Below are 11,891 nucleotides of genomic sequence, written 5' to 3'. Positions count from 1 at the left end.
GGAATGTGGTGCTTCGCGGTGCCGAACTCGCGCCTCTTATCGGACAGGACTTCACGCTCGCCACCGCCGCCGGCAGCGTTGACTTCCACGGAGGCCGGCATGCGCATCCCTGCGCCTGGATGGATACGGTCCTGGCTCCCGGCGCACACAAGGCGATGAGGGGACGGGGCGGTTTGCGCTGCCGGCCGCTGAGCAGCGGAATCCTCCAGCGGGGTCCGGCGCGGCTCATCAGTCCCATACCGCTGGATCCTGCCCGGGCGCACGTACCGTCCATGCTCCGCCCGGGCCGGCTGCCCTGAGTTTCGTGCTTGGGCCGGCGGATCCTCCCCCACCAGCCCGTCGATGGATTCGCGAATCAAATCGGCGTGCCCCACATGGCGGGCATACTCCTCGATCACGTCAATCAGCATACGGCGGAGGCTTCCCACCCCGCCGCCGGCCTCCGGCAGCAACTGGTCCAGGCCGCCGTCATCCAGGGCTTCGGCAAGACTGATCCTTGAACGCGCTGCGGCATCGTTCCACAGCCGGTAGAGATCCTCGGGACTGTCGTCGGCAGCGCTGCGCCGGTCCCAGTCTCCATCGTTGTCCCAATCCACCGTGTTCCACGGAGCGCCGGAGTCCCGGCCCCGCAGCCGCCAGGAGAAGTAGATGTCCTCCACCCCAGCCAAATGCTTGAGCAACCCGCCCAGGGTTATGGAGGAGGAGCCGAGTGTCACGGCCAGCGTTTCGGCATCCAGGCCCGCTGTTTTCCACGCGAAAGTTGCCCGCTGCCGGTCCAGGGAGCCTGCCAGGGTTTCCGCTTCGGTTCCGGCCAGCGGCGGCTCGATGCGGCGGGCGGGCTCATTTTCGGTCATGCCGCCAGAGAGTAGTCCCGGCAAAAGACCCTGTCCATAAGTGCCAACGCAAAAAGGCCCGGCTCATGAGGAACCGGACCTAGGGGACTTCCGGGCTGCGGCCATGGGGCTGGAATTTGAGCCTGCTGGCCGGACCAGAAGAGTGATCTGAACAGGAAAAACGCTCCCCGGCAATCACCACGAAGTGTGCGGTGAAGGACCGGGCGGCCCCCGTGGCGTTCTTTGACACTGAGCAGGCAGCACGGGTAACTTGGGTCACACGCCATGGTAACGCGAGTTACTAAATGGCTGAAACGCAGATCCCTCTGCGCTGGCGTCACCAGTTCAACGAAGATCACTGGGGTATTCAATGGCGGAAACGGCCTCCCTGCAGGGACCATTGGGATGCCTTCTCAGCCGCCGTGGAACGCCGGCTGACCACCCCGGGACATTGCCGTGATTGGCTTCAGTGTCTCAAGAACCAACAGCAGGACAGCCGATCACCGCCAACCGGCAGGTGGTCGGCTGTCCGCTGATAGACGCTCCTCGGTCTGACCGCGAAATCAACGTCGAAGAGCAAACCCCGCCCGCCCTTCACCTTGCTGATGAAAAAGGACAGAGATAAATCCATCATGACACACCAAGATTTTTCAGGTCAGCTCCACGCGTTCGGCCGGCGCCCACTGCGGGTGAGGTCCCGACCAACGGACTCCTCCACCGCCCGCACCGGAGCAACCGGCCCGAAGCCGGGTTGCTTCTAAAGCACGCCCCCTCCACGAGTCCGCGGACCCGCGCACGGCCATGAAACGAGAACCATGAACAGCGTCACTTCCACCCTTGAGACCTATCGCCCGGCGATGCACTACACCGCCAGCGATACGTGGCTTAACGATCCCAACGGATTGCTATTCCATGAGGGCGTCTATCACCTGTATTACCAGAACAATCCCGTGGGAAATGTCCACAGCAACATGTCCTGGGGCCATGCCATCTCAACCGATCTGGTCAACTGGCAGGAACAGCCGGTAGCGATCCTCTGCGATGAGATCGAAGAGATCTACTCGGGCAGCATCGTGGTGGACACTGAGAACACCAGCGGGTTTGGTACAGAGGGGAAAGCTCCCTTGGTGGCCATCTACACGAGCGCATACAAACCGGGCTCCGCCCATCAGGGCACTCAGGCCCAGTCCCTTGCATGGAGTATCGACGGCGGTTCCACCTGGACCAAGTACGCCGGCAACCCGGTCCTGAGCAGAAACTCACCGGAATTCCGGGACCCCAAAGTCTTCCGCTACAGCGGACCGGCTGACAGCTACTGGGTGATGGTGGCCGTGGAAGCACACGACTTCGCCGTGCTGCTTTACCGCTCCACAGACCTCAAGAACTGGGAATACCTCAGCACGTTCGGTCCCGCCAACGGCACCGGTGGAATCTGGGAATGTCCGGACCTCTTCGAGCTGCCGCTGAACGGTGCCGCCGATGCCATGAAATGGGTCCTGACCGTGAATATGAATCCCGGAGGGCCAAACGGCGGTTCGGCAGGCCAGTTCTTTGTGGGACACTTCGATGGCGTCACGTTCAGCTCCGAGACCAGCCTCACCGAAGGGATGCAGGATCCAGAGCGACTCAACGACTACCAGTGGCTCGACTGGGGCCGGGATTATTACGCCGCGGTCTCATTCAGCAACGTTCCCGACGGCCGGCGGCTGATGATCGGCTGGATGAACAACTGGCAGTATGCCAACCACATCCCCACCTCTCCCTGGCGCAGCCCCATGAGCCTGGTCAGGGAGGTATCCCTCGTTTCAGTGAACGGTCAACCCCGCCTCGTGCAGTTACCGGTGCCCGAAGTAAGAGCAACTTCAACACCCGGTCCCCTGCAGCAGATGCTTGTAGACGGCTCGGCAGCGATTGAGGGCGGCGCTGCAGTGCAACTCCTCGACGTTACTTTCACACCCGGCAGCGCCGAGGAGTTCGGCCTTGTGGTGCGGGGATCAGCCGACAGCACGGTTGGGACGCGGATTGGGATCAGGCCCGGCAATGGAGAACTCCTCGTGGACCGCACCCAGTCCGGCGACACAGCCTTCCATGATGCTTTTCCCTCCATCAGCCGTGCCCCCATTACTGCTGGCCGCGACGGCAGCTATACCCTGCAGGTTTTCGTTGACCATTGCTCGGTGGAAGTTTTCGCGAACAATGGGCTCGCTACCGTGACCGAACTGATCTTCCCGGATCCCGCGCACACGTCCCTCACCCTGTACTCCGTCGGCGACACAGTTGGAGCCACATTCCAACTCACCGTCCTTGAACAGGAGAAGCCTGACGCACAGGAGTTCTTACCGCACCTGGGCGCGGCTCCTACGCCCATTCCCATCTCAGAAAAAAATGTGTTGACACCCTAAAGTAACGCGAGTAACTTGGATCACAGCTTGCAGGTAACGCGAGTTACCTGTCATTGAACGAAGACATTTCACTACCACCGGACCCCAGCTCAACGACGACCACTGGAGCATTCAATGGCGAAAACAGCGCCATCCAACCACGCCGCCACGACCCGGCGGCGTGGTGTCACCATGAATGATGTTGCCAAGCATGCCGGCGTGTCCCGCACGGCTGTTTCATTTGTACTGAACAACCGTGAAGACGCCAGCATCTCGGAAGAGACTCGGAACCGCATAGCCGACGCGGTTCAGGCGCTGGGCTACCGTCCCAATGCCGGGGCGAGGGCGTTGGCATCCCAGCGCAGCGACTGGTACGGGATTGTCACCGAAATTGTCACCGCGCCCTTCGCAGCGGAGGTCATCAAGGGTGCCCAGGACCAGGCGTGGCTTGACCGCCGCTTCCTCCTCATCGCCCCCTCTGATCAGGGGGTTGCCGCCGGGCCCAACAAGGGAATGGAGGATGCTGCAGTTGAAAAGCTGCTGGAACAGCGAGTGGAAGGCTTGCTGTACGCCGCAACCCACCACCGGGGGGCCCATGTTCCTTCCAGCGCCCGTGAAGTGCCCACAGTGCTCATCAACTGTTTCGACCTGGACGGGCAGCTACCCTCAATCGTCCCTGACGAACGGGCCGGTGGGCGAGTCGCCGTCGAACACCTCCTCAGGGCAGGCCACACCAAGATTGGCGTAGTTAATCTGGACCCGTGCATCCCGGCAGCTGTTGGGCGTTTGCAGGGAGTCCGGGAGGCTCTGAACAGCGCGGACCTGGAACTTGATCCGGAGCTGGTGGTGGCAGGTTATGCGACAGCCGACGGCGGCTACGACGCTGCCTGCCAAATCCTTGATCGGTACCCCGTCGAGGACAGGCCCACCGCTCTTTTCTGTCTCAATGACCGCATGGCCATGGGCGCCTATGACGCCATCAAGGAACGCGGCCTAACCATCCCCGGGGACATCGCCGTCATCGGCTTCGATAACCAGGAACTCATTGCCGCGTACCTCAGGCCCAAACTGACCACAGTTGCTTTGCCGTTCGAAAAAATGGGCGCTCTGGGAGTCCAGACGCTCGCCGCCTTAACAGCAGGACAGCCGATCGCTGCCAACCAGCAGTTGGTCGACTGTCCGCTGATAGAACGCTCTTCGGTCTGACCGCGAAATCAACGTCGAAGAGCAAACCCCGCCCACCGTTCACCTTGCTGATGAAACAGGACAGAGACAACCCATCATGACACAACCGAAATTCTTCAGGTCAGCCCGCACCGCCGCCGCCGGGCTGGCGTTAGGCGCGATGCTGCTGACCGGCTGCTCCGCCACAGGCACTGCGTCGGAGGGCACTGACGCCGCTGCCAACGCCAGTGCCTTCCTCACGATCCCTCGTGAGGACATGGGCACGTTTGTGCAGAACTTCAGTCCATTCGCTCCGACGGTCAACCCCATGGTCCAACAGTCCATTTACGAGTCTCTCCTGATTTTTAACCCGGCCCAGGGAAACACCGTGCCGTGGCTGGCCACCGATTGGAAGACAGCCGACGACGGAAAGTCCATCTCCTTCACCCTGCGTGAGGGCGTGAAGTGGTCCGATGGCCAGCCCCTCGTTGCCGACGACGTCGCTTACACCTTCGAGCTACAAAAGAAGCTGATGGGCGGCTATGAATACGTCGACGGCGTGAGCACAGAGGGCAACGTGGTCACCTTCAACTTCAACAAGCCCTGGTCCCCCGCCCTGTATGAAGTCGGTCAGCTCAGCATCCTGCCCAAGCACGTCTGGTCCGCGCTGGCCGAACCAGATAAGGCCACCAACGCCAAACCGGTGGGAACCGGACCGTACACAGAGGTGGACAACTTCCAGGCACAGTCCTTCGTGTTGAAGAAGAACCCCAACTACTGGCAGCCGGAAAAGCAGAAGATCGCCGGCATCAAGATGCTCGCATTTGCCGGAAATGATGGTGCGAACCTCGCTGCCGCCAGCGGCGACGTGGACTGGGCTCCTCAGTACATACCGAACATCGAGAAAACGTTCATTTCAAAGGACGAGGACCATCGCCACTACTGGTTCCCCCCGACGGGATCCATGATCAACTGGCAGCTCAACACCACCAAGGCGCCCTTCGACGACGTTGATGTCCGCAAGGCGCTGAGCATGGCTGTGGACCGGGAACAGGTCACCACAATCGGCATGGGCGGCTATGCCGAGCCGGCTGACTGCACCGGCCTGTCCGGAAACTATGAGACCTGGAAGAACGCCCAGGTCCAGGACAACTGCACGTGGACCAAGCACGACGTCCAGAAAGCCAACGATTTGTTGGACGATGCCGGCTACCCCATGGGGGCAGACGGTAAGCGCACGCTCAAGGACGGTAAGCCGTTCGAATTCAAGATCTCCGTGGGTGCCACCTCTTCCGACTGGCTCTCCGTCGCCAACGTGATCTCCCAAAACCTGGCGGACGTCGGTGTGACGGTGAAGGTGGATTCCCCGGACTGGGCGACTGTGGTGGCGGGGTACGAAATGGGCGACTTTGACTCCGGCATTGTCTGGAGCGCCAACGATCCGAGCCCATACAAGAGCTTCAGCACCGCCATGGGCAGCACAACGGTAAAGCCGGTGGGCACCAAAACCTTCGAAAACTACCACCGTTTTGATGATCCCGAAGCCGATGCCCTGTTGGCGGAGCTCGCTGCCGCAGCGGACGAGTCCGTGCAGAAGGAAATTGCCAACAAGCTGCAGGAAGAATACAACGACGCCGCACCACTGGTGCCGCTGTTCTCAGGGCCGGAATGGGGAGCGTACAACGACACCCGCTTCACCGGCTGGCCGACCGAGGATAACCCCTACGCCACCCTCTCGGTCCGCGCACCCACCACGGTTCTCGTGCTGACCAGCCTGGAACCGCGCCAGTAGTACCCCCGCAGGGCATGAGGCCTCACCTCCGGCATGCCACCCACGCCCCACGGCCGGGCCGCTTCACCAGCTCGGCCGTCGGGCGTCCCACATTTTTGACCACTCCCGAATTGGAGGGAAACCGTGCGCTTCATCCTGCGCCGACTGGGTTTCTACCTGATCGCCTTCTGGGCATCCATCACCCTAAATTTCCTGCTCCCGCGATTCATGCCCGGAGACCCCGTTTCACGCATGTTTGCCCGTTCCCAAGACAGAATGCAGCCCGAACAGATTGAGGCTCTGCGCAAGCTGCTCGGCGTGGACGACCGGCCCATCTGGGAGCAGTACGGCGGCTACATCCAGAACATCTTCACCGGGCAGATGGGGGTATCCATTTCCCGTTTCCCCACCCCCGTCACCGAGGTCATCTCCTCCCAGATCGGCTGGACCCTTCTGCTTGGCGGGACGGCTCTCGTCATAGCCGCCGTCCTCGGCAACCTGCTGGGCATCCTTGCAGCATGGCGCCGGGGCAGCTTCCTTGACTCGGCGCTGCCTCCTGTTCTGGTCTTTATCGGATCATTCCCGTACTTCTGGCTCGCAATGGGTGCCCTGTACCTGTTCGGCGTCGTGCTGGGCTGGTTCCCCATCCGCCACGCATTCACAGACGGCCTAGTGCCCGGTTTCACTTGGGAGTTCATCAGCGACGCCGCCGCCCACCTCGTACTCCCGGCGCTCACCATCGTGCTCGTCTCCATCGGCGGCTGGATGCTGGGCATGAGAAATACCATGATTGCCACGAATTCCGAGGACTACATCACCATGGCCGAAGCCAAGGGCCTGCGTCCCGGACGAATCATGCTCCGCTACGCAGCCCGAAATGCGATGCTGCCCTCGGTGACCAGCTTTGGCATGGGCCTGGGTTTCGTCGTGGGCGGCGCCCTGCTCACCGAGGCCGTATTCGCTTATCCAGGCGTCGGTTACCAGCTCCTCAACGCCGTCCAGGGCCTTGACTACCCGCTCATGCAGGGACTGTTCCTCACCATCACCGCCGCCGTGCTGCTGGCGAACTTCCTCGTGGACATCCTCTATGTCCGCCTCGACCCCCGCGTGCGCAGCAACTGAGCATTGCGTACCCAGCAAACAAGGGACCGACCATGACCAGCGTTATTCTCCAGCAGCCAACCGAAGCAAAAGCCGCCCGCAAAGCCAACCGCGGCTTCCTCCACGGACTCATCAACAACAAGAAGGCCATGGCAGGCATGGCCATCATGCTCGTCTTCATCGTTATGGCGCTGGCCGCGCCGCTGCTGTTTCCGGATGACCCTTCACGGATCACCGGGATGGCTTCGCTGGAACCGGACAGCGAGCACTGGCTCGGAACCACCGCCAAAGGCCAGGATGTGCTGGCCCTCACCGTCCACGGTGCCCGAAGCTCCCTGCTTGTTGGCCTTTCCGTCGGGTTCGCGTCCACCTTCATCGGGATCCTCGTTGGCCTGGCATCGGCGTATTTCGGCAAATTCATTGACGAAGCACTGTCGCTGCTGACCAACGTTTTCCTCCTCCTTCCCGGTCTGCCCCTGCTCGTCATCCTGGCCGCCTTCCTGCCCCCGGGGCTGGGCACCATCATTTTGGTGCTCACCGTCACCGGATGGGCCGGGTCAGCTCGCGTGCTCCGGTCCCAGGCCCTGTCTATTCGCTCCAAGGACTTCGTCGCTGCCGCCGTTGTGTCCGGGGAGCGTTCCGGGCGCATCATGTTCCGCGAAATCCTGCCGAACATGGCATCGATTGTGATGGGAACACTGCTTGCCTGCGTCATCTACGGTGTGGGTGCCCAAGCGGGGCTCGAGTTCCTTGGGCTGGGCGATGTCAGCACCGTCTCGTGGGGGAACAACCTCTTCTGGGCCGGAAACGAAGGTGCCCTGCTCACCGGAAGCTGGTGGGTCTTCATTCCCTCAGGCCTCTGCATCGCCTTGGTCGCCTTCGCCCTTGCACTCATCAACTACGCCGTCGACGAAGTAACCAACCCGCGGCTGCGAAAAATCCGCAAACCCGCCGCCACCGAAAGGAGCGCCGTAAAGTGACAGTTTCCCAGACTTCCATCGGCTCGCACGAAGCGGTCCTCGACGTCAAGAACCTCACCGTCAGGTACATCGGCGACACCCGCTCCACCACGGCTGTGGACAACGTTTCCTTCAGCATCGGTGCCGGCGAAGTCTTTGGACTGGCCGGTGAATCCGGGTGTGGAAAGTCCACCATCGCCAACTCGATCATGCGGCTGCTCAAGGACCCGGCAACGATTGCATCCGGCAGCATCTCCTTCGGCGGCATGGACGTGCTGGCCATGAGTCCGGAGGAGCTGCGGCGCTTCCGTTGGCAGGACGTGGCCATGGTGTTCCAGTCGGCTATGAACTCGCTGAACCCGGTGCTGACCATCGGCGAGCAAATCATGGACATCTTCACTACCCACGCCGGCTACTCACGCAGAGAATCCCTTCGGCGCGCAGCGCAGCTGCTGGAGCTCGTGAGAATTGATCCTGCCCGGCTGAAATCTTATCCGCATCAGCTCTCCGGCGGGATGCGTCAACGCGCTGTTATTGCCATGGCAGTAGCCCTGAAGCCGTCACTGCTGATTTTGGATGAGCCCACCACTGCTTTGGACGTGGTGGTGCAGCAGGAAATTATGGCCCAGATCAAGGACCTCCAGCGCGAACTGGGCTTTTCGGTCCTGTTCATCACCCACGACATGTCCCTCATGGTGGAGCTCTCCCACCGCATGGCCGTCATGTACGGCGGACGGATCGTGGAGACCGCAAAAGCCCAGGACATCTACACCATGCCCCGCCATCCCTACACCCAGGCCCTCATGGGAGCGTTCCCTCCGCTTACCGGCCCGCGGATCCCGTTGAGGGGACTCCCTGAAGGCGTGAAGTTTCAGAACATCCCTGACCTCACTGAAGTTGCGCCGGGCCATTTCGTGGCTCCGTTCGATACCGACGCCGAAGCCGCAGTCTTTGAAGGAGCAGCACAATGAGCCATACCGCCCACTCCGGGACACGGCCAGATGTGGTTTCAGCCCATACTCCGGCCCTGGAGGTGCGGGGACTGGGCAAGTCATTCCCGATCGGGGGACTGTTCTCCCGTCAGGCAGTCCGGGCGCTGCACCACGTTGATTTGACCATCGGCCGTGGAGAGATCGTGGCGCTGGTTGGGGAATCCGGTTCCGGCAAGAGCACCTTGGCCCGCTGCGTCGCCCGGCTCGAGAAACCCAGCGAAGGTGCCATCCTGATTGACGGCATTGACGTCCTCAAACGCGATCGTTTCCAAGCTTCACGCGAGTTTCGATCACAGCTTCAGATGGTTTTCCAGGACCCTTTTGGCTCCCTTAACCCCACACACCGGGTTGAGCACTTCCTGCGACGTTCCCTCACAATTCATGGCAAAGCCGGGACCGGTCAAGGCACTGCCGAAGAGCAGATCACGCGCCGCCTCGAAGAACTCATGACAACCGTCGGGCTTCAGGCGGACATGCTTAACTCCTACCCGCACGAGCTCTCGGGCGGGCAGCGTCAACGCGTCGCGATTGCACGTGCCCTCGCCGTCGAGCCAGAGGTCATCCTCGCGGATGAGCCAACGTCCATGCTGGATGTATCAGTGCGCATCGGCGTGCTGAACCTGATGCGGAAACTGCGTGATGAGCAGGGCATCTCCATGCTGTACATCACCCACGACCTCGCCTCCGCCCGGTACCTCGCAGACCGGACAGCCGTCATGTTCGCCGGCGAAATTGTTGAAGAAGGCGAATCGCTGGACCTGCTGGCTAATCCAGCCCATCCCTACACGCAATTGCTGGTCTCAGCCGTTCCGGACCCGGCCCGGGCGGGATCCTATGACCCCGTTCACCGTGCCAAGCTCAGGCATGCCGTCATGGCTTCCACCACCTGCGCTTTCGAGAACGACCCCAACCAGCCCTGCTCATCCGAAGAACCGGTTCGGCACCAAGTGGGAGATCCTCGCAACCGCCACTGGGTTCGCTGCCACCTCTACCGTCCGCTCGAGGGCGCCGGTGGCCATGCCCTGGCCACAGAACCCCCGCCGGAGGCGCAACCCGCAAGCGGGCGAGCTATCACGCCAAGGAGCAAACGATGATAGGGCCGCTTGCGCTTTCGCCTGCATCCTCTGAGCCTGCGGCAGCAGCGCCCCCAAAGACTCCCGACACGGCGCCGGCTGGCCCGCCAGTCAAAGGGCCGCCCCGTATGCGCCCGACCTATCACTTCAGCGTCCCTGACAATTGGAAGAATGACCCTCAACGGCCCATCTACATCGACGGTGAATACCACTACTACTACCTGTACAACGGTGATTATCTGCAGGGCGGCTCAGGTACGGCGTGGCGTCATGCGACCACCACCGACCACGTCTCCTTCCGCGATCGCGGCGTCGCCATCCCAAAGTTCACCAATGACAATGGCGACTGTTGGTCAGGATGCCTTGTCATCGACCAACAAAACACCTCCGGATACGGTGAGAATGCTGTTATAGCCCTCGTGACACAGGCACCACAGGGCCGCCAGGGCCAGTATCTCTGGTACTCCACGGACGGTGGGCTCACCTTCCAGCCCGGCGGCACAGCCCCGGTCCTGCCGAACCCGGATGTGCAGGACTTCCGCGACCCGAAGGTCATTTGGGACACCGACCGGGGGCGGTGGTTCATGATCAACGCCGAAGGGCAGAAGCTTGGCTTCTACACCTCCTCCAACCTGCGGTCGTGGCAGCGGGTCGGTGAATTCGTTCGTACGGATCTAGGGCTGCTGGAGTGTCCTGATCTTTTCCGCATAACCGCCGACGACGGTACTTCGCACTGGGTTCTTGGTACCAGTGCCAATGGGAAGGGCCGCGGCCTGCCGGCAACCTATGCGTATTGGACCGGAGACTTCAACGGCGCCACCTTTGCTCCGGACCAGGCAGAACCGGAATGGCTGGACTACGGGTATGACTTCTACGGAGCAGTAACCTACCCCCATCACGATTCCTCCGGTGCAGAGGATGCCACTCTGCGCCGGGCACTTGGATGGGCGAACTTCTGGGACTATCCCCACAACACTCCGACCCTGGCCACCGATGAGTACAACGGTGATGACATGATCGTGCGCGATATCCGCCTCAAGAAGGGAAACGGAAGCTACTACCTCGTTTCAGTGCCCACGGCCGGCCTGGACCGCTACGTCAAGCACAGCCATCGCCTTGGCGACGTCGCTGTAACGGGTACCCATGACCTCGAGGTCAGCTCGCTGGCCTACGATCTGACCTGTGAGCTGGTATGGGATGCAGCCACCGCACCAAGCAACGTCGGTCTCGAAATCTGTCGTGCAGCCGGCGGGGGCCGGCACGTCGCCGCCGGCGTACTCCTCCACGGATCCTTTGCGTACCTCAATCGAAATTCCACCATCAACCCATCCGGTGGTGAAAGCCAGACGCCCATCGACCCCTCAACAGGGCGCCTCTCACTTCGTATCCTTGTGGACCGCACAAGCGTCGAAATGTTCATAGGAGACGGACGGGTGGTGCATTCACACCGGGTGTTCCCCCTTGAAGGGGACACTGGCATTCGTCTCTATGCAGACAAGGGAACTGCCATTTTCCGCGCCCTCACGATTAACGAATTCGAAGCGGTGCCCTAACCCCATTCCCGGCCGGTTATTCTGCTCCGGCCCTGGGCCGCCAAAAGGACTGCCCGCTCCCCCA

The 11,891-nt window shown here is 61.6% G+C and carries 8 protein-coding genes and 2 pseudogenes; 9 read left to right on the top strand and 1 reads right to left on the bottom strand.

From position 1 onward, the window contains the following. Positions 1-299 (top strand): annotated as a pseudogene (locus QMA10_RS16205) (molybdenum cofactor biosysynthesis protein); the annotation flags it as partial. A gap of 96 nt (positions 300-395) precedes the next feature. On the opposite strand, the pseudogene QMA10_RS16200 reads toward QMA10_RS16205, so the two are convergent. Beyond that, positions 396-854: pseudogene (locus QMA10_RS16200) on the bottom strand (DUF664 domain-containing protein); the annotation flags it as partial. A 794-nt stretch (positions 855-1,648) separates the two neighbouring features. On the opposite strand from QMA10_RS16200, the gene QMA10_RS16195 reads away from it, so the two are divergent. The 8 genes from QMA10_RS16195 (at position 1,649) to QMA10_RS16160 (ending at position 11,827) form a co-directional block, all read left to right on the top strand. After that, on the top strand, positions 1,649-3,235 hold the full coding sequence (locus QMA10_RS16195; RefSeq protein ID WP_290170007.1) for a glycoside hydrolase family 32 protein: 1,587 nt from the start codon (positions 1,649-1,651) through the stop codon (positions 3,233-3,235). Between the two features lie 114 nt (positions 3,236-3,349). Next, positions 3,350-4,420 carry a LacI family DNA-binding transcriptional regulator gene (locus QMA10_RS16190; RefSeq protein ID WP_290170006.1) on the top strand — a complete coding sequence of 357 codons (1,071 nt, stop codon included), beginning with the start codon at positions 3,350-3,352 and terminating at the stop codon, positions 4,418-4,420. Between the two features lie 76 nt (positions 4,421-4,496). Then, a complete protein-coding gene (locus tag QMA10_RS16185; protein ID WP_290170004.1) occupies positions 4,497-6,170 on the top strand; it encodes an ABC transporter substrate-binding protein in 1,674 nt (557 codons plus the stop codon). A 123-nt stretch (positions 6,171-6,293) separates the two neighbouring features. Continuing rightward, a complete protein-coding gene (locus QMA10_RS16180; protein WP_290170003.1) occupies positions 6,294-7,271 on the top strand; it encodes an ABC transporter permease in 978 nt (325 codons plus the stop codon). A 32-nt stretch (positions 7,272-7,303) separates the two neighbouring features. Then, positions 7,304-8,230: an ABC transporter permease gene (locus tag QMA10_RS16175; protein WP_290170002.1), complete on the top strand. Its 927-nt coding sequence runs from the start codon at positions 7,304-7,306 to the stop codon at positions 8,228-8,230. Next, a complete protein-coding gene (locus QMA10_RS16170) occupies positions 8,227-9,180 on the top strand; it encodes an ABC transporter ATP-binding protein (RefSeq protein WP_290170000.1) in 954 nt (317 codons plus the stop codon). The genes QMA10_RS16175 and QMA10_RS16170 overlap by 4 nt, the downstream gene beginning before the upstream one ends. Then, positions 9,177-10,295, top strand: a complete 1,119-nt coding sequence (locus tag QMA10_RS16165) for an ABC transporter ATP-binding protein (protein WP_290169998.1) — start codon at positions 9,177-9,179, stop codon at positions 10,293-10,295. Before QMA10_RS16170 ends, QMA10_RS16165 begins: the two co-directional genes overlap by 4 nt. Before the next feature lie 107 nt (positions 10,296-10,402). Next, complete coding sequence (locus tag QMA10_RS16160) at positions 10,403-11,827, top strand: glycoside hydrolase family 32 protein (RefSeq protein WP_290169997.1); 1,425 nt, start codon at positions 10,403-10,405, stop codon at positions 11,825-11,827. Positions 11,828-11,891 lie beyond the last annotated feature (64 nt).

The organism is Arthrobacter sp. APC 3897 (assembly GCF_030407495.1).
Lineage (GTDB): Bacteria > Actinomycetota > Actinomycetes > Actinomycetales > Micrococcaceae > Arthrobacter_B.
Note: the sequence above shows the minus strand (reverse complement) of the source record. Positions and strands in the feature narration are given on the sequence as shown.